An 18,215-nucleotide genomic window follows, 5' to 3' on the forward strand; every position below is an offset into this window, starting at 1 on the left:
CGCGCCGCCCAGCGACCCGATCAATCTCGATATCGGCACGCCGCCGGTGATCATCGTCAGGCACACGCTCGCGCAACGAAGCTCGCGACTGGTCTATTTCTACGATCCCGGGATCATCGGCCTCGGTAACGACGGCATGATCAAGATCCGTGACGGCAGCCGGCTCAACCTGGCGCAACGGCAGATCGCCGAGAAACTCATCGACCAGGAAAACCCGGACCGCAACTCGCTGATCTACGCCCTTGCCGAAGCGCACGGCGGCCAGGACGCCGAGCCGGCCGCCCGCGAAGCGCAGGTCAAGCGCTGGAAAGCGCAGTTTCATTCCGGCTGGTGGGTCGAGGACGCGCAAGGCAACTGGCACCAGAAGCCCTGAACGCGGCCAGCTAGGCAAGCGTCGCTTGCGGCATTTTGTCGCAGCCGCGCCGCGCCGGGCCGCCGTCTATAATCCAGCCTCCCCTGAACGACCGAGGAGTACAGCTTGAAAGCAAGAAGAATCAACTGGCGCTGGCCATCGTGCTTGGCGCCGCGGCGGCGAGCGCACTCGCCGGCGACGTCGAGGTCAAGGATGCGTGGGTACGCGGCACCGTCAGCGGCCAGCAGGCAACCGGCGCCTTCCTGGAAATCACCAGCAAATCCGGCGCGGCGCTGGTCGGGGTAGTCAGCCCGGCAGCCGGCGTCAGCGAAATCCACGAAATGAAGATGGACGGTGGGATCATGAAAATGCGCGCCGTCGAGCGCCTGGCCTTGCCTGCCGGCACGCCTGTGCACCTGGCCCCGGGTGGCTACCACGTCATGTTGCTGAACCTCAAACAGCCGCTGAAGAGGGTGATTCGGTACCGCTGACGCTGCAAATCGAGGGCCCCGACAAGCAGGTCGAGACCGTCCAGATCAAGGCCGAGGTCCGCGACCTGACGGCGATGGCGGCACCGGCCAGCGACCACCAGCACACACTAGACGAGGCCGCTGGGTGCGCGCCAGGCGGCGCCGCGTCCTGAAGTGTAGCTAGCGTCGGCGCAGGCTGCTCAGCGCCGCCAGCAGCACCGCGGCACCGACGACATGGGCGAACCGCCAGCGACAGATTGAAGCCGCTGCGCACCACCAGCCCGCCGAGCGCAACTTCGCTGGCGAGCAGCAGCAAGCAAAATCACGGCCAGCTTGCGCGTGGCGCCGTCAGTAGAGTCCCGCAGCGCAGCAGCAGCAGCAGCAGCAGCAGCGCGGCAAGCGCCCCCCAACGGTGCAACAGATGCAGCGTCACCGCCGCCGCATCGCCGGCCGGCGGCACCACAGCCAGCGTCGCGAAGCCTTGCCAAGCCGGGCCAGCCGACCGCCGCGGCAACCACTGGCCGCCACAGTCGGGAAACGAAGGGCAAGCCAGTGCGGCCGAACCAGCACCGATCAGCGCGCCACAACGACCGTCAGTGACAACACGGCCGCACCGAGACGCAGCGCCAGCGTCGGCGTCGAAGCGCGCCGCGCGCGTTCCGGGTAGGCGGGGCTACTGGCGAGCACCACTCGCCACGAGCAAGTCACCAGACCGAGGCCACCGAGAATATTCAGAAAACCGACCAGCAGCAGGCGCGGGTCCGAACTCCAGAAGCCGAGCACTGCCAGCGCCAGTACCAGCACGGCCAGCAGCGTCGCCGGACGCACCAGCGGCCGGATCGACGGACGACGCAGGCACAGCCAGAGCAGGTAGCCGACCAGCAACAGGATCAGCGACGCGGCAGCACGATGCAGCAGTCGCGGCAAGGCCAGCGCCGGCGCCTGCACCTCGCCGCGCAGCAGCTGCCCGTAACACGCGGGCCAATTCGCGCAAGCCAGGCCAGCGCCATCGAGCCGCAGGTAGGCGCTGAGCAGCACCACCAACAGCGACAACGCGGTCAGCAGCAGCGCTGTCTGGCGGATTCGCCGCAAGCGCCAAGCCGGGCTGCTGATCAACGGGTAGAGCTCGTCACACGCGCCACTCGCGCGCCACCCGCAATTCATGGTTCAACCACAGCAGCATCCCGAGGACGAGCATCGCCCCGCCCTGATGCGCAGCGCCCAGCCCGACCGGAACGGCCAGCAACAGCGTCGAAATTCCGAGCACGATCTGCACCAACAGCATCACCAGAAGCAGCGTCGCGACCCGCCGCGCGGTGGCCGACACCGCCGCCGCCAATTTGATCTTCCACCAGAACCACGGCACCAGGAAGGCCAGCAGCCAGGCGCCCAGGCGATGGTCGAACTGAACCAGCGCCATGTTGTTGAAGAAGTTGAGGTACCAGGGATCGATGACGAAGCTTTCCGGCGGCAGGATGTGGCCGTTCATCAGCGGAAAGCTGTTGTACGCCTTGCCGGCGCGAATTCCGGCGACAAAACCACCGCTGACGACCATGTAGCCGACCAGGATCAGCAGCCAGAAGCCGATGCGCTGCAAGCCTCGCAGCGTCGCATCGCTGGTCGTGCGGGTGCGCTCGGCGAGCAGCCCGAGCGCCAGCCAGAACATCGCCACGAAAATCAGGAAAGCCAGCGACAGATGTGCAGTCAGCCGGTAGTGGCTGACGCGCGGGTCATCGACCAGGCCGCTCTTGACCATGTACCAGCCCATCGCCCCCTGCATGCCGCCGAGCAGGAAGATCCCGAGCAGCTTCGGCACCAGCGCCCGCTCGACCTTGCGTCGCCAGCAGAAATAGAGGAATGGCAGCAGGAAGACGACGCCGATCAGGCGCCCCAGGACACGGTGCCAGTACTCCCAGAAAAAGATGCCCTTGAACTCGTCGAGCGACATCTGATGGTTCACTTTCTGGTATTCGGGCGTCTGCTTGTACTTGTCGAAGGTTTCGTCCCATTCGCTCTGGTTGAGCGGCGGCACGACGCCGATGAGCGGCTTCCACTCGACGATCGACAGACCCGAATGCGTCAGGCGGGTAACGCCGCCGACGACCAGAATCGAGAAGACCATGGCGCTGCAGATCAGCAGCCAGAGCGCGATTTGCCGACGAGCGACTTTGTCCATACCAGGAACCCGGCCAAGAGAGGATGAGCGAAGCGCGGATTATAGGCCGATTAAGCGCCTCCCCGAGCGCTCCGGCGGCTGCGACGATGAGTCGCAGGGCCGGGCCTGCAAGCCCCGTCCTTGCTGGCTTTGCCGGCAACCACCGTCTTTCCGCGTTCTTGACGTGCATCAAATCAAAAGCCCGCCAAGAGCGGGTATCCTTCCGCCAATTGTGCCCCGAAAGCCCAAGAAATTCGCCGCTAGCGGCAAATGCCAAGCGCCACGAGCGCCAATCAGTGATGGAGGACTACCCATGGTCGACGAGAAAGATGACGACATCCCGTTCATGCAGAAGCTGCTGGACAACCACTTCCTGCTGCTGTTTCTCGGTGTGGCGTCGCCTGGCTTGCTCTACATCCTGTGGGGCATCATCGACATCATGAACACGCCGGTTGCCAAGTAAGCCAGTCAGTCACATCAGGGAGAAAGAAATATGAGTGCAATTCTGCCGCCGTCAGATCGGCTCTGGTGGAAGCAACCCATCGACAAGGTCGAATGGGCGTGGATAGCGATCGCCTTCGTGTGGGGGATGATCATGTTCGGAATGATGATTTACTGGCACGTCTACGGGAAGCAGAACCTGTCCAACGAGGCGTACAGGATCACCCCCGAGCTGTTCGCCGCCAAGGCCGAGAAATTCATCGCCGAGAACACCATCCGTACCGAGACCGACCAGGACATCCCGGTGGTCAAGGTCCCCGCTGGTGGTGACGGCTACCTGATCGCCCGCCTGTGGGCCTGGTACCCGATCCTCGAACTCGAGGAAGGTCAAACCTACAAGATCCACCTGTCGTCGATGGATTACCTGCACGGCTTTTCGCTGCAACCGGTCAACATCAACATCGAGGTGATCCCCGGCTATGAGCACGTGGTCAAAATGACGCCGACCAAGGCAGGTACTTACGCCGTGGTCTGCAACGAATACTGCGGTATCGGCCATTCCTCGATGCTCGGCCGTATCTACGTGACGAAAAAGGGGGAGTAAATAGATGGCAACCACGTACCGTACCTGTCCGATCTCGGGAATGCAGTTTGAGGACCAGGCCGAGAAACTGATGCGCTGGAATGCCGTCGCCGGCGTCCTCTGGCTGCTCGTCGGCGGCGTCACCGCGCTGCTGGTGATCCTCACCCGCTGGCCGGCGATCAAGCTGCTGCCCGCCGACCAGTTCTACCTGATCCTTACCGCCCACGGCATCGACATGCTGATCCTGTGGATCCTGTTCTTCGAAATGGCCGTTCTTTACTTCGCCTCATCGACGCTGCTGCGTTGTCGAATAGCGGCACCGAAGGTCGCCTGGCTAGGCTTCTGGCTGATGGTCGTCGGCGGCATCATCACCAACGTCGCGATCTTCCAGGGTGAATCGAGCGTGATGTTCACCTCGTACGTACCGATGCAGGCGCAACCGCACTTCTACCTGGGCATCATCCTGGTCGCCGTCGGTGCATTGCTCGGCACTTGCGTCTTCTTCGGCACGCTGGTCGTCGCCAAGAAGGACAAGACCTACCAGGGTTCGCTGCCACTGGTGACCTTCGGCGCGCTGACCGCGGCGATCATCGCCACCTTCACCATCCTCTCCGGCGCCGGCATCCTGATCCCGACCTTCTTCTGGTCGATGGGCTGGATCAAGGAAATCGACGCGCAGTTGTACCGCATGGTGTGGTGGGGCCTGGGGCACTCGTCGCAGCAGATCAACGTTGCCGCACACGTCTCGGTCTGGTATCTGACCGCCGCCGTGCTGTTCAACGCCAAGCCGCTGTCCGAGAAAGTTTCAGCGCTTTGCCTTCCTGCTCTACATCCTCTTCCTGCAACTGGCCAGCGCGCACCACCTGCTGTCCGACCCGGGCATGAGCGCCGAGTGGAAAGTGCTCAACACCTCGTACTTCATGTACTTCGCGGTGATGGCGTCGATGATCCACGGTTTCACGGTTCCCGGTGCGATCGAAGCCGCGCAAAGGCGCAAAGGTTTCACCAACGGCCTCTTCGAGTGGCTGCGCAAGGCTCCCTGGGGCAACCCGGTGTTCTCGGGCATGTTCATCTCGCTGGTCAGCTTCGGCTTCCTCGGCGGCATCTCCGGTGTCGTCCTCGGTACCGAGCAGATCAACATGCTGATGCACAATACCTTCTACGTCCCGGGCCACTTCCATACCACGGTTGTCAGCGGCACGACACTGGCCTTCATGTCGATCACCTTCCTGCTCGTTCCGGTGCTCTTCCGGCGCGAGCTGATCCTGCCGAAGCTGTGCCAGATCCAGCCCTACCTGTACGGCATCAGCATGGGCATTCTCGGCCTGGTGATGATGGGCGCCGGCACGCTGGGCGTTTCCCGCCGGCACTGGGACATGGCCTTCTCGGGCGCACCGTTCCAGTATGAATGGCCGGGCGCTGCCTACCTGATGATGGGTCTGACGGGTATCTTCGGGGTGCTCGCGGTGATCGGTGGCGGCCTGTGGATCCTGCTCATCGTCGGCTCACTGCTGTTCGGCAAGAAGCTTGACGGTGGCAAGGTCTCCGACAAGCCGACACCGATCCCGGCGAACACGCAGGCGGCATCGGCCGTCGCGCATGGTAACGACCACGTGCCGGTCCCCGGCACCGTTGTCCTGGCTCTGTTGCTGTTCGTGACCTTCGTCCTCTACTACTTCGTGAACTGGAAGTACCTCTCCGAAGTCTGGCTGCTCAGCTGATCGAGCCCTCCCCCACGCCGTCGGCGTGGGGGCCTGCCTCAATCGGGCCTGGAGCTGCTGCAGGCCCGATTCAAGCAGGTCTGAGCCGCCCGCAAAGCGGCTTTCACGGCAAACCATTACCTCAAGCTACCGCTATCGAGACTCATGCAATCCACGCTCCCACCGAACAGCACTTCCGGCTTTCCCTTCCGTGCCATTCTGGGCGTCTTCAAGTTGCGTATCGGCGTCGTCATCACCTTCACCGCGCTGGCTGGCCTGGCGGTCGGCCCCGGACCCAGCCTGAGCCCGCTGCAACTGCTGGTACTGACGCTTTCGGTGCTGATCTCGTCAGCCAGCGCCGGCGCCTTCAACCAGTATTACGAGCACGACAGCGACCACCTGATGGCGCGCACCAGCAAGCGCCCCTTCGTCACCGGCGAACTGCGCCACGGCCCGATCTGGCTGCTGATCATTGCCGGCCTGATGGCGCTGTCGGTGGGCGCCGCCTGGCTGGCACTCAACGCCTGGTCGGCGCTCTTCGTCTTCCTCGGCGGCTTCTTCTACGCCATCGTCTATACCGTCTGGCTGAAGCGCCGGACCTGGCTGAATATCGTCTTTGGCGGGCTGGCCGGTAGCTGGGCGGTACTCGCCGGCGCCACCGCCGCCGACCCGCAGGTCGGTGCGGTGCCGCTGGCGCTGGCGCTGGTCCTCTTTCTGTGGACGCCACCGCACTTCTGGAGTCTGGCGATCGCCTTCCGCGACGACTACGCGGCCGCTGGCGTGCCGATGCTGCCGGTCGTCGTCGGCGACCAGCGCGCCGCCCGGACGATCTTCTACAGCACCCTGGCGCTGGTTGCCGCGTCCTTGATTCCGCTGGCCTTCGGCCTCGGCGTGATCTACTTCGTCGGCGCCGCCGTCGGCGGCTTCCTGTTCATCCACAAAGCCTGGCTGCTGACTCGCGAAACCAACCGCAAGACAGCGATGACCTGCTTTCATGCCTCGCTGATACAGTTGACACTGGTGCTGCTGGCAGCCATCGTGGACAGCCAATTGGCGCCTTGACGCGCCGACTTCCTGATCCACAACTGGCAGCTTTCGATGATTGGTCCTTGCGTTGGTCCGTACTTTCGCGCCCTGGTGGCGGCGCTGCTCTTTCTCGCCGCACCTGCGCTGCTTGCCGAGCCGGCAGCGGCCGAAGCTCCCAAGCTCACTGCTCGCCCACAAGGGCTGCTCAGCGGCGGCCTGACGCTGACCTCGCTCGACGAAAAAGCCGCCTTCGCTTTCTCGCAAAGCGTCATCGGCAAGCAGCTTGGCGACTTCGTTCTGCTCGATCGCCAGGGCCAACCCGTCGAGCTGTCGCGCTATCGTGGCAAGCCGCTGCTGGTCAACTTCATCTACACGGCGTGTTTCCAGGTCTGCCCGACGACCACCCGTAACCTCCAGAAAGCGCTCGAAAACACCGTCGCCGTGATGGGAGCCGACCGCTTCAACGTGATCAGCATCGGCTTCAACCAGCCCTTTGACTCGCCGGCGGCCTTGAAGGATTTTTCGCGGCAGTACGGCATCGACCTGCCGAACTGGAACTTCCTCAGCCCGGCGCCGGCGATCGTCGACGCGCTGGCGGCACAATTCGGCTTTCGCTTCGTCGCCACCGCGGCCGGCTTCGACCACCTCAACCAGGTGACGATGGTCGACGCCGAAGGCAAGATCGTCCGCCAGGTCTACGGTGAAAATTCACCGCCGAAGACCTCGGCGAGCCACTGAAGGTGCTGATCACCGGTTCGGCGATTCCGCCCGAAGTGGGCACCCTGCAGGAGATCATGCAGCGCGTGCGCATCATCTGCTCGGTCTACGACCCGCTCACCGGCAAGTACCGCACCGACTACTCGCTGTACTTCATGTTCGCCGGCTTCCTGACCTTCGTCGGCTTCATGATCTTCCTGTCGATCAATTTCTGGAAGAATCGGCGCCGCGAGCAGCCCAGGACGCCGTGAGCGCTGTCGTCCTCTTTCGGCCCGAGATCCCGCCGAACACCGGCAACGTCATCCGTCTGTGCGCCAATACCGGCTGCGAACTGCACCTCGTCGAGCCGCTCGGCTTTCGCTGGGAAGACCGCTCGCTGAAGCGCGCCGGCCTCGATTATCACGAGTTCGCGCGCGTCTTCCGCCACCCGGACTGGGAGGCGTGCAAATACGCCCTGGCCGGGCGGCGGCGCTTCGCGATCAGCACCCGCGGCAGCAGCCGCTTCGACAGCCCCGCTTTTCGTAGCGACGACGTCTTCGTCTTCGGCCAGGAAACCAGCGGACTACCGGCCGAAGTGATGGCCGAATTTGCCGACGAGCAGCGCCTGCGCCTGCCGATGCTGCCCGGACAGCGCAGCCTGAATCTCTCGAATGCCGTCGCGGTGATGGTCTTCGAGGCCTGGCGGCAAGGGGGTTTTGCCGAGGGCGTCTAGGGCAATGGTGCACGCCGGCGCAGCCAGGCTCGTGGCGATCGTCATTGCGAGAAGGTGCAGCCGACGCGGCAATCCAGAGCTTTGGCTCCTGGCGTTGTCGACGCCGTGATGGAACGAAAATTAGCGGGTAGAGCTGGATTGCCGCCTCGGCTTTGCCTCCTCGCAATGACGGTTTGGCTGCCTGACGCGTGTTGGCTGTGGCCGCTGCCAATGCCAGCGGCGGCGCGGCGAACGCTGCCAAGCGGCAGCAAGCCCTGAGGTCGGCCAACGCTCCTCTGGCCCGTCCTGGCTTGTTTTCAATTTGACTCGTGTCAAGTCGCCTCCTGCCCGCAAGCTATATAATCAGCGGCTAATAATTATTCTCAACCAAGCTTCAGAGGCCCCCAGCACGTGAGCGTCCACGCCGCATTGCGCAACGGCACGAAGAGCGTTTTTCTGCGTGTTGAAGAAGCCTTCGATACGCCGTTTGGGGGCCAGGACAACCCCCTGCGCCATCTCGGCGCGATGGCTCTCTATCTGCTGTGGATCATCGTCGGCAGCGGCCTCTATCTCTACACCGTCCTCGACACCGGCATCGACGCCGTTTACAGCTCGATCGGCTACCTCTCGAACGAGCAGTGGTACCTCGGCGGCGTTCTGCGCAGCCTGCATCGCTACGCTTCCGACGGCTTCATGCTGGTGATGCTGCTGCACCTCGTTCGCGAATGGTCGTACGGCCGCTACTTCGGCTTCCGCCTGTACTCGTGGATGACCGGCATCCCGCTGATCTGGCTGGCGTATATCGCGGGAATCGGTGGCTACTGGATCGTCTGGGACGAACTGGCGCAGCTTTCCGCCACCGCGACCACCGAACTGCTCGACTGGCTGCCGATCTTCAGCGAGCCCTCGGCACGCAATTTCCTGTCGCCGAGCGCGCTCAGCGACCGCTTCTTCACGGTCCTGATCTTCATCCATCTCGGCGTCCCGCTGCTCCTGATCCTCGGCCTGTGGGCGCACGTTCATCGCGTCAGCCACGTCGACTACCTGCCGACGCGACGCGTCATGCTGAGCACCGCCGCCGCCCTGACGCTGCTGGCGCTGTTCAGACCCGCGCTCAGCAACCCACCGGCCGATCTGGCGACCGTTCCCGGCGCACTCGCTTACGACTGGTTCATCCTCTTCATTCATCCGCTGACCGACCTCAGCTCGCCGGCAATTGTCTGGTCGCTGCTCTTCGGATTGACGGCACTGCTCTTCGCGCTGCCGCTGCTACCGCACGCCAGGGCGCAGCCAATCGCCGTCGTCGACCCGGCCAACTGCACCGGCTGCGACCGCTGCCACGTCGACTGCCCCTACGCGGCGATCACCATGGCGCCGCACCCGGGCCGACCCGGCTTGAAGCTCGCCGTCGTCGACGCCGACCTCTGCGCCAGTTGTGGCATCTGCGCCGGCTCGTGCCCATCATCAACGCCTTTCCGCCGGCGCGAGACGCTGGTCACCGGCATCGACATGCCGCAACTGCCGGTCAACGCGCTGCGCCAGCAGCTCGAACACGCGCTGGCGCAACTCGCCGGCCGCACGCGCATCGTCGTTTTTTCCTGCGCGCGCGGTGCCGAAGCCGCGCCACTGGCCGCCGCCGACACCGCGGTCATCGACCTGATCTGCGCCGGCATGTTGCCGCCAGCCTTTGTCGAATATGCGCTGCGCGGCGGCGCCGATGGCGTCGTCGTCGCCGCCTGCCGCGGCGGCGGTTGCGATTTCCGCCTCGGCGAGCGCTGGACCAGCGAGCGCCTGCGCGGCGATCGCGAACCGCACCTGCGCCACAACGTGCCGCCCTCGCGACTGCAACTGCTACTCGGCTCGGCGCACGACAGCGGCGCGCTGGCCGCCGCGGTAAGCGAACTCAGAACCCGGATCGAGACCCTCGAGGTTGCGACCGACCGCCTTCCACCCTATCTGCGGAGTGCTTCACATCATGCTTAAACCCGCCGCCATCGTCGGCCAGGTGATCCTCTACGGCGCCTTTGCCGCTTTCATCGGCTACTTCGCCACCTCGCCGAAATATCACCAGATCCCCGACGACGTCGCCCTGATCAAGCTTTCGATCAGCCACCTCGGCGACCGTGACTGTCGCAAACGGACACCCGAAGAGCTCGCCAAGATGCCGCCGAACATGCGCGCACCGATGGACTGCCCGCGCGAGCGCTCGGACATCAAGCTCGAAGTCGACCTCGACGGCAAGGATGTTTTGCGAACCGTGATGCACCCCACCGGCCTCTACAAGGACGGCGTGTCAACCGTGTACAAGCGCTTCGAGGTCAAGGCCGGCACCCACCAGCTGGCGGTCAGGATGAACGACAAGCTGATCAATCCCGGCTTCAAATTCGTCCAGGAGGAAGAGATCACTCTCGCCCCGCGGCAGGTGATGGTCATCGACTTCAATCCGGACCAGGGCGGCTTGTACTTCAAGTGATCGCCACCACTGCCAATCACTCCAGACGCTGCTGCCGGCACATGCCCCCGCCAACAGGCACGCACGCCTAATCAATTTCCCGAGCTGACATCAAAAATGGTCAAAATCATTCAACAAGTCATCCGCTGGCTGTTCATGCGTATCGAGAACGTGTTCAATATCGCTTTTGGCGACAAGTTGAACCCCTTCTACCACCTCGGCACGATCAGTTTCTGGCAATTCTGGTTGCTGCTGGGCTCGGGTCTCTATCTCTACATCTTCGCCGACACCGGCGTTCATGACGCTTTTGAGTCGGTCGAGAGCATCACCCACAACCAGTGGTGGCTGGGCGGCATCCTGCGCAGCGTGCACCGCTACGCCACCGACGGCATGATCCTGACGATGCTGTTGCACATGCTGCGGCACTTCGCCTACGACCGCTATCGCGGCTTCCGCTCTTTTTCCTGGCTGACCGGCGTCGCGCTGCTGTGGCTGATCTACATTGCCGGCGTCAACGGCTTCATGCTCGTCTGGGACAAGCTGGCGCAATTCGTGGTCATCGCCACCGCCGAATGGTTCGACATCCTGCCGATGTTCAACGGCACGCTGATCCGCAACTTCCTGTTCCTCGAAAGCGTCAACAGTCGCCTGTTCACGCTGCTCGCCTTCATGCACATCGGCGTCCCGCTGATCATCGCCATCGTGATGTGGGTACACGTCCAGCGTGTCCCGCGCGCGCACATCAATCCGCCACGGCCGGTCGCCATCGCCGTGACACTGATGTTCGTGATGCTCGCGCTGGTCAAGCCGATTCTCAGCCAGGGCGGCGAAGCCGACATGTCGGTGGTACCGACCGGCATCGCTTTCGACTGGTTCGAGTTGCCGGTGCTGGCGCTGGTCTATGTCACCAATCCGCTGCATCTCTGGTTCTGGGTTCTCGGCCTGACCGGCCTGCTCTTCCTCGTTCCCTGGCTACCGCCGAAGCGGCTCGGATCGGCCAAGGCACTGACCTCGATCACTTTCCAGCCCGATCACAAATCGGTCAGCGCGCGCTTTGGCGAAACGCTGCTCGACGCCGGCCTGCGCCAGGACATCAACCTGCCCTACGAATGCCGTAACGGCGGCTGCGGCGTCTGCAAATGCACCGTCCTGCAAGGCAAGGTCGACCCCGGCCTCTACCAGCCGAGCGCACTCTCCGACGCCGAACTGGCGCAAGGCAAGGTTCTGTCGTGCTGCGCCACCGCGCTCGAGGACGTAATCATCGAGTACCAGGCCAGCACCGTCGTCAGCGGCATCCAGGAATACACCGCGCGCGTCGTCAAGATGGAGAAGCTCACCTACGACGTGATGCGCGTCCTGCTCAAGCTGCCCGAAGGCCAGCAGATCAAGTTCAAGGCCGGCCAGTACATCAACATCATCCTCGACGACGAGCAACGGCGCGCCTTCTCCTTCGCCAACCCGCCGCACGAACCCGAGTTCGTCGAACTGCAGATCCGCCTGATGACCGGCGGCAAGTTCACCACGCACGTCTTCGAGAAGATGAAGGAAGGCGACGAAGTCCGCTTCGAAGGCCCGATCGGCGACTTCAGCCTGCGCGAATCCGAGCGCCCGATCGTCTTCGTCGCCGGCGCCACCGGCTTCGCACCGGTCAAGAGCATGGTCGAAGACGCCTTCCAGCGCGGCCTCAAGCGCCAGATCCACCTCTACTGGGGTGTCAAGACGCTGCAGGACCTCTACCTGCCGGAACTGCCGGCGCGCTGGGCGAAAGAACACGACAACTTCCACTTCATTCCGGTACTCTCCGAACCCGAGTCGGAAACCGCCTGGAGCGGCCGCACCGGCCTGGTCCACGAAGCCATCCTCGAAGACTTCCCCGAGCTCAAGGAACACGAAATCTACGCCTGCGGCTCGGTGCGCATGGTCGAAGCGATCTTCCCCTTCCTCAAGCAGCACGGCGCCGAAGACGGCGCGTGTTTCTCGGACGCCTTCAGCGTCTCGGCCAGGTCGATGGCGTTCCAGCCAAGACAGGGTTCGTAGGACCTGACTGCGACGGGCCATCGCGGCGCCCTTGCGCGGCTGGACTAAACTGACCACGCCAACAGCCCACCAAGCCCCTCGCCCCTCGCGGGAGAGGGCTTGGCGAGAGGGGGAAGAAGCTGCCCTCGGGCGTGAATTCAATGAATCCAGCGGCGACCAGCTTGTCGAGTTGGCGGCCGAAATGCAATTTCAGCCCATCGCTGTCCTTGTTGGCGGTCTGGAAATGGCCCAGCGCTTTCAGCGCGCCTGGAACGTTACACAGGCTTGCCAGCTCAGCTCGGTCGGCGCTGCCAATGCTGACCGGTGCCTGCATGCAGTCGGTGAAGATGACTGGCTTGCCGGTCGCCTAGAACTGCCCGAAAGCGTTCGCGAACTCTTCTTCGGCCTAACGGCCGACCTTGCTGCAGAACAGCATGACGAAGATATCGCGCCGTTCGTCGGCGAGTTCCGATGACGACGCCAGGAAGAGCTTCTTCTTGTTCTTTTTTACGGTCTCCGCCAGCTTCATTCGCGCCGGTATAAGACTCAAGGCGCCGACCCGATAACTGCATCAAGCTTTCTCGGCACCCCCGGGATGGCCAGCAGCGTCGACGCGATCCGGATAGAATGCGCGATCAACACCATCGCTTCCGGCGCCGATCAATCAAGCTCAATCAGAAGAGCCGCTTCCGTTAGGCACGTGGACCTTCGCGTCCACGGCACTCGCCAGCGCCCCCGACAATAAAAAAGTCATGAGTAATAACGGCGACAAACATTATCTACGGGCGGCAACTCGGCTGGGAGATTTTCAGCCGGTGATTGCTCACCAGGCGATCTATTCAAGCGTTGGCGTGAAACTGATCGACAGTGGCGTGCGCGTCGACAGCGCGCTTTATGATCGGCTGCTCAAGCACAAGCTGCGAGTGCCGATCGAGAAATGCCTCAGAGCAGAAAACACGGTCACCCGGGACGAGTTAGGCGCTCTGGCAGAACGCCTGGTCGCTGAAAGATCTTTCTACGGCCAGTTGGTCGCCGATGTCGACGATCGCGCCGCATTGCTCGGTGCCATCGCCAGGATCGGTCTGCCGCCGCCGATTGCCTTCCGCTTGACCGTCGCCCGCGATTGCCACAGCGCCGTCTTCGAGCACAGCATGCAAGTGACGCTGATCGCGCTGTACCTGGGTATCCGCCAGCAGTTGGCGGCAGGCGAGTTGCGGGCACTGGCGGCGGCAGGCCTTGCTGCATGATCTCGGCATGCTGCATATCGACCCGAAAATCTTCGCCGCCGGCCGTTTGTTCACGGCCGCCGAGCGGCGACAGATGCGCGCGCACCCGCTGACCGCCGGAATGATCGTCAAACAGCAGCCGGAATACCCACCGGCAGTCGCGCGAGCGATCCTCGAGCACCACGAACGACACGACGGCAGCGGTTATCCACGCGGCCTGAATGGCGACGAGATCAGCGTCGCGGGGCGCATTCTGCTGCTCGCCGAGGTGATCGCTGCGCTCCTGGAAAAGAACGCTCGCGAGCCTGAAAAGCAACTGTCGGTGATCCTGCGCCTGAACCACAGCAAGTTTGACCACGCAATGACCACGCAGATCCTGAAAGTGCTCGAGCAAGAACAGCCGGCGGCTGAAGAGGCCGATCTGGACCCGGCACAGGTGAACGCCGAGCGCGTCAAACGACTTTCCGGGGAGTGCGACAAATGGCTGCAGCTGCGTTCGGATCTGGAAAAGTACACGACAGACGCGCCGGCTATCGGCGAATTCCTGACCGATCGAGTCGCGATACTCGAACGTTCGCTGGCGGCCGCCGGACTGCACCCCGATCAGATCGCTTCGGCCGGCATCGATCTGTGCGAGCAGCCGGACGCAGTGAGCGAGCTGGCGATGCTGATGCGTGAAACCAGCTGGCAGCTAAAAACCATCGTCGACGATGTCTTTGCTCGTTTTCCGACGCTGGAAGCGACCGACAAGCCAGGCGAGCGCGCGATCCGTGACTGGCTTCTGCAACTGCAGGCGGACTTGAGCGCTGGACAAGTACCGCGCGACGCTGTCGCTCGCTCCAGCGCGTCGCCGGGCCCGGCACGTAGTGGCACATAGGCCACCTCAAGCGGCAAGGACACCACCAGCGCGCCACCACGTCACTGGTTGAAGTCTCAGGGATTCCGAGTCATGCGCTTCTGGAACAACGACATATTGAGGAATACCGCGACGGTGCTTGAGGCGGTGATGGCGGCGGTGGACAAGTCGGCATCGGTCACTTCGCCAGGAGACGCACGGGAAATCGAGAGCTTCGCCGGGCATCGAATGATGGCGGCTGGCGCGAATGGCCTGGCGGACCGAGCAGGCAAAAAGTAACGTGGCGGGGGAAGTCTCCCCCGCACCCCCTCCAGAGTCAGCGCACCAAAGGCACAGAGTTCAGAGGAAGCAGAGGACACGGTTACGCATCAGGGGACGAACGCAACACCACCCGAAAGCCGATGAAGTAGCTACGGGAGCCGGGAACGAGGCAGCCGCGAAAGGCGCAGCGGGCGCTGCTACGGTTGAAGTTCCACGAGCCGCCGCGAACGACCCGCTTGATGTCGTTCGCAGCGTCAAGTGCCTCGCGTTTGCGGTCGTCGAAGGGGTAGGGATAGCCGAAGTCAGGCTTCTCCCAGTCCGTTCCCCAGACGCTACGCGTCGATTCAAATACGTTGCCAATCATGTCGTATAGGCCAAGATCGTTGGCCGGAAAACAGCCGACGCCCGACGTATCGCCAATCTCCGAGTCATCATAGTTAGCCCGAGCCGGGTCGGCGTCATTGCCCCATGAAAACAGCGCATCCCGCACCCCACCGCGCGCAGCTTTCTCCCACTCCAGTTCGCTGGGCAGCGCAACTCGCCAGTGGCGCTCGCGTACGAGCATGGTCGCGTCACGTCCCTCGAACAGCGGCGAGCGGGCAAGCATCTGGTTCAGCCAGTTGCCGTAGGCGATCGCCTCGTGCCAGCCCACGTAGCGCACCGGTCGGCTGTCCGCGTCACGCAAAGCGTCAGCATCGCCGATCTCGTATTGTGTCGCCTCGACGAAGGCGCGGAACTGTGCAACGGTGACCGGGTAGCGCGCGATAAGGAACTCGGGCGTTGGCGTGGGCGCATCATTGATTTCGTAATTGTCTACTTCGCTGCCGGTGACCTTCCCGACCCGCTTTGCGTCCGCCTTGCGCGTGCCGATCCTGAACTCCGAATCCGCCGCAATGCGCAGGAAGCCGAGCATCTCGTCGGCCGGTAGCCAAAAGCGCTGCGGGTCAAAACGCGGATCGCCCAGGGCCGCCAGAACCTCGCCCGCACGAGCGCGCACGAGCGGTGTCGCGCCGAGCAGCGTCGTCTCGTCGCCGAGCAATTCGACGATCCGCCGCGCGCAATCAGCGCGGGTCGCTTCGCCGCATTCGCGCCATTCCAGCGCCGCCGAATCCGCCAGTTCGGCGGCCGAGAACTGCGCATTCGGCTCGTCACCGGCTCTGGCCAGCGCGCCGAGTAGATCGCGTGCCGGCCTGGCAGCGTTGCTGGCCCAGTAACCAGCCAGCAGCAGGATCGGCTCGCGCCACCACGGATCGGCGAGGCGATCACCGAGAACGGCCAGGATCGCTTCACGGCCCTCGCCGCCGGTCACTTCGCGCAGGTAGCGCGCCACCAGGAATTCCTGCAAAGCCAGATGAATGAAGCGATAGGCACCCTGGCGCTCCTCCAGTACGCTGCCGCGATGGCGGGCGTGGCTGAGGAAGTGCTCGATGTGCGGCTTGAATTCGCTCTCCTCGCACAAGACTTTCTGCAGCGCGCGTTCGCCGATCTCGCGCCCCTGGTCACGCCCTTGCTGGTGCATGTGGAAAGCGAGATGCTGAGCCATGTCGCGAAACACTTTCCAGTCGCTTGCCAGCTCGCGGATGTCGGCCTGCTCGCGCCCGTAGTCGACTTGCAGCAGGGCACTGATCGCCTTGTCGAAGAGCTCGGCGCGCCCGTCAGGGAGCGTGCGGTTGTTCACATGCACGATCAACAGCAGGCGCACCATCAGCGGACTGTCCACCAGCACGTGAGCATCGTCGCCGAGGCGCGCGCGGCGCTCTTCTTCGAGCCGCTGAATGCCGCCCAAGAGCTCCTCTACGCGCTCGTTGCGCAAATCGGCGTCCTGAGGGTGGATACAGGCGTAGGCCTGCCGCACCATCGGTACGACGTGTTGCTCGAAATCGAGCGGCTGCACGGCAATCTCACGGAATTTCACACCGAGTGCGGTGCCGCCACTGCGGTAGGCGATGGTGCGGCAGGTGACGACGACGCGCATGCGCTCCTGGCCACTGACCAGTTCTTCGACCGACGCACGCACTTCGGCGCGCTCTGCTTCATTGGCGACCTCATCGAGCCCGTCGAGCAGCAGGATCACCGGCCGCCCATCCCTGAGGAGTTGCACGAAGAAATCGTCGGGCAGATCGACGTCGGCCTGCTTCCTGATCAGGTGATACGAGATGAAGTGCGCCAGCGTTCGCGCGCGCGCCCCCCGCGCTGGCCGGCAGCTCGCGGCGAAAGCGGGCGAACGACGCCAGCGGCACGAAGATCGGCAAGGGCAGTTCGCTGCCAGCAGCCACCGCCAAACCGAGGCGCGACTGCGCCGGCTCTGCCTGACCGGTGAGCAGCGACGAGGCCAGCGCCCACGCCATGTGCAGCAACACCGTCGTTTTTCCCGAGCCCGGCCCGCCGATGATTACCAGGCGATTGCCAAGACCGAGCACCTCGTTGAGGTCGATATCGCTGTCGCGCTCATCGGCTTCTGTGTCCTCGCCAGCGTCGCCGCTGCTGCGGGCACGGCGCGACGCTACGACTCGGTCCTGCGCGTCACCGGGCCGCGGGATCGGCCGCGCACGTAGTGGTACATAAGCGGCCTCCAGCGGCAAGGACACCACCAGCGCGCCACCAGCGCGTTCGATGCCGCGCAGCTCAATGGACTCCGTATGGCTGCGCAACCAGCGCAGATAGCCGTCGACCGGGTAGGTCCTGCCGGCGATCGCGCCAGCATCGCCGCTGGGTGGCTTTTGCGACTGCTGCGACGCGAATCCGATCGAGCCGCTTGCTACCAGCTTATCCAGTTGTTGATTGAACTCATGCTTCAGCTGGTCCATGTTCGTGTAGACGGTCGGGAAGTGCTCCAGGACCTTGAGCTTGTCCTCAAACGCCCACAGGCTTGCCAGATCCTCCCGGTTGACGCTGGTGGAACTGAACTGCACATCCTTGAAATAGGTGAAGATCAAGGGCCTGCCGCTGGCCTTGAATTGCGCGTGGGCCGTCTCGAATTCTTCGGCCGAGTAGCGACCAACCTTGCTCCCGAACAGCATCACAAAAAGATCGCATTCGCGAATCGCCTGGTTGTACTCGTCCTGCAGCCGAGTCTTCGACATGGCATTAAGAAAGTCTTCCCAGAGCACCACATCTATGACGACGCCCCGAGGGCGCAATTCCTTGCTCTTGCGGGCGATGGAGAGCTCAAACTCCTTCCGCTCGTCGCAGAATTCGGAGGACGAGGCAAGAAAGAGTTTGTTGGTGGTCATCGTGAGGGTTCCGTTTAGGCGGTTCGCGGGACAGTA

The 18,215-nt window shown here is 63.5% G+C and carries 19 protein-coding genes and 2 pseudogenes; 17 read left to right on the forward strand and 4 right to left on the reverse strand.

From position 1 onward, the window contains the following. Together QZ656_RS23795 and QZ656_RS24250 are read left to right on the forward strand one after the other, a co-directional pair. Positions 1-373, forward strand: a 373-nt coding sequence (locus QZ656_RS23795) for a DUF1318 domain-containing protein (RefSeq protein WP_291995720.1), incomplete at its 5' end; no start/stop codon positions are given. Positions 374-513: 140 nt separating this feature from the next. After that, on the forward strand, positions 514-843 hold the full coding sequence (locus QZ656_RS24250) for a copper chaperone PCu(A)C (protein WP_366522234.1): 330 nt from the start codon (positions 514-516) through the stop codon (positions 841-843). 301 nt (positions 844-1,144) lie between these two features. On the opposite strand, the pseudogene QZ656_RS24255 reads toward QZ656_RS24250, so the two are convergent. Together QZ656_RS24255 and QZ656_RS23815 are read right to left on the reverse strand one after the other, a co-directional pair. Beyond that, positions 1,145-1,986, reverse strand: a pseudogene (locus QZ656_RS24255) (COX15/CtaA family protein). Next, complete coding sequence (locus QZ656_RS23815) at positions 1,952-2,998, reverse strand: COX15/CtaA family protein (RefSeq protein ID WP_291995722.1); 1,047 nt, start codon at positions 2,996-2,998, stop codon at positions 1,952-1,954. Before QZ656_RS23815 ends, QZ656_RS24255 begins: the two are co-directional and overlap by 35 nt. 292 nt (positions 2,999-3,290) lie before the next feature. Here QZ656_RS23815 and QZ656_RS23820 point away from each other — a divergent pair, with 292 nt between their 5' ends. The 15 genes and pseudogenes from QZ656_RS23820 (at position 3,291) to QZ656_RS23885 (ending at position 14,964) form a co-directional block, all read left to right on the forward strand. Then, positions 3,291-3,440, forward strand: coding sequence for a hypothetical protein (locus QZ656_RS23820; RefSeq protein WP_291992658.1), 150 nt, complete (start codon positions 3,291-3,293; stop codon positions 3,438-3,440). Between the two features lie 30 nt (positions 3,441-3,470). After that, on the forward strand, positions 3,471-4,022 hold the full coding sequence (locus tag QZ656_RS23825) for a cytochrome C oxidase subunit II (protein ID WP_291992657.1): 552 nt from the start codon (positions 3,471-3,473) through the stop codon (positions 4,020-4,022). A gap of 70 nt (positions 4,023-4,092) precedes the next feature. Further along, positions 4,093-4,740: pseudogene (locus tag QZ656_RS24260) on the forward strand (cbb3-type cytochrome c oxidase subunit I); the annotation flags it as partial. Positions 4,741-4,846: 106 nt separating this feature from the next. Next, a complete protein-coding gene (locus QZ656_RS24265) occupies positions 4,847-5,722 on the forward strand; it encodes a cbb3-type cytochrome c oxidase subunit I (protein ID WP_366522235.1) in 876 nt (291 codons plus the stop codon). A 144-nt stretch (positions 5,723-5,866) separates the two neighbouring features. Beyond that, the gene (gene cyoE / locus QZ656_RS23835) at positions 5,867-6,763 is read left to right on the forward strand and encodes a heme o synthase (protein ID WP_291995723.1); all 897 of its coding nucleotides are present in this window, start codon (positions 5,867-5,869) and stop codon (positions 6,761-6,763) included. A gap of 36 nt (positions 6,764-6,799) precedes the next feature. Then, positions 6,800-7,465: an SCO family protein gene (locus QZ656_RS23840; protein ID WP_291995724.1), complete on the forward strand. Its 666-nt coding sequence runs from the start codon at positions 6,800-6,802 to the stop codon at positions 7,463-7,465. A gap of 2 nt (positions 7,466-7,467) precedes the next feature. After that, positions 7,468-7,695 (forward strand): hypothetical protein, encoded by a 228-nt coding sequence (locus QZ656_RS23845; protein ID WP_291995725.1) that lies wholly within the window; start codon positions 7,468-7,470, stop codon positions 7,693-7,695. Continuing rightward, on the forward strand, positions 7,692-8,156 hold the full coding sequence (locus QZ656_RS23850; protein ID WP_291995726.1) for a tRNA (cytidine(34)-2'-O)-methyltransferase: 465 nt from the start codon (positions 7,692-7,694) through the stop codon (positions 8,154-8,156). Before QZ656_RS23845 ends, QZ656_RS23850 begins: the two co-directional genes overlap by 4 nt. A 390-nt stretch (positions 8,157-8,546) precedes the next feature. Then, positions 8,547-10,118, forward strand: coding sequence for a hydrogenase iron-sulfur subunit (locus QZ656_RS23855; protein WP_291995727.1), 1,572 nt, complete (start codon positions 8,547-8,549; stop codon positions 10,116-10,118). After that, on the forward strand, positions 10,111-10,608 hold the full coding sequence (locus tag QZ656_RS23860; RefSeq protein WP_291995728.1) for a hypothetical protein: 498 nt from the start codon (positions 10,111-10,113) through the stop codon (positions 10,606-10,608). The genes QZ656_RS23855 and QZ656_RS23860 overlap by 8 nt, the downstream gene beginning before the upstream one ends. A 96-nt stretch (positions 10,609-10,704) precedes the next feature. Then, a complete protein-coding gene (locus QZ656_RS23865) occupies positions 10,705-12,624 on the forward strand; it encodes a 2Fe-2S iron-sulfur cluster-binding protein (protein WP_291995729.1) in 1,920 nt (639 codons plus the stop codon). Between the two features lie 181 nt (positions 12,625-12,805). Further along, on the forward strand, positions 12,806-13,078 hold the full coding sequence (locus QZ656_RS23870) for a hypothetical protein (protein ID WP_291995730.1): 273 nt from the start codon (positions 12,806-12,808) through the stop codon (positions 13,076-13,078). 277 nt (positions 13,079-13,355) lie between these two features. After that, the gene (locus QZ656_RS23875; protein ID WP_291995731.1) at positions 13,356-13,850 is read left to right on the forward strand and encodes a hypothetical protein; all 495 of its coding nucleotides are present in this window, start codon (positions 13,356-13,358) and stop codon (positions 13,848-13,850) included. Continuing rightward, positions 13,840-14,706 (forward strand): HD domain-containing phosphohydrolase, encoded by an 867-nt coding sequence (locus QZ656_RS23880; protein ID WP_291995732.1) that lies wholly within the window; start codon positions 13,840-13,842, stop codon positions 14,704-14,706. Before QZ656_RS23875 ends, QZ656_RS23880 begins: the two co-directional genes overlap by 11 nt. A 48-nt stretch (positions 14,707-14,754) precedes the next feature. Then, a complete protein-coding gene (locus QZ656_RS23885) occupies positions 14,755-14,964 on the forward strand; it encodes a DUF559 domain-containing protein (protein WP_291995733.1) in 210 nt (69 codons plus the stop codon). Positions 14,965-15,046: 82 nt separating this feature from the next. Here the strand turns inward: QZ656_RS23885 and QZ656_RS23890 are convergent, their stop codons facing one another. Together QZ656_RS23890 and QZ656_RS23895 are read right to left on the reverse strand one after the other, a co-directional pair. Next, complete coding sequence (locus QZ656_RS23890) at positions 15,047-17,104, reverse strand: SUMF1/EgtB/PvdO family nonheme iron enzyme (protein ID WP_366522236.1); 2,058 nt, start codon at positions 17,102-17,104, stop codon at positions 15,047-15,049. Continuing rightward, positions 16,992-18,179: a hypothetical protein gene (locus QZ656_RS23895; RefSeq protein WP_291995735.1), complete on the reverse strand. Its 1,188-nt coding sequence runs from the start codon at positions 18,177-18,179 to the stop codon at positions 16,992-16,994. The genes QZ656_RS23890 and QZ656_RS23895 overlap by 113 nt, the downstream gene beginning before the upstream one ends. Positions 18,180-18,215 lie beyond the last annotated feature (36 nt).

It is taken from the genome of Candidatus Accumulibacter sp. ACC003 (assembly GCF_907163085.1).
Classification (GTDB): domain Bacteria; phylum Pseudomonadota; class Gammaproteobacteria; order Burkholderiales; family Rhodocyclaceae; genus Accumulibacter.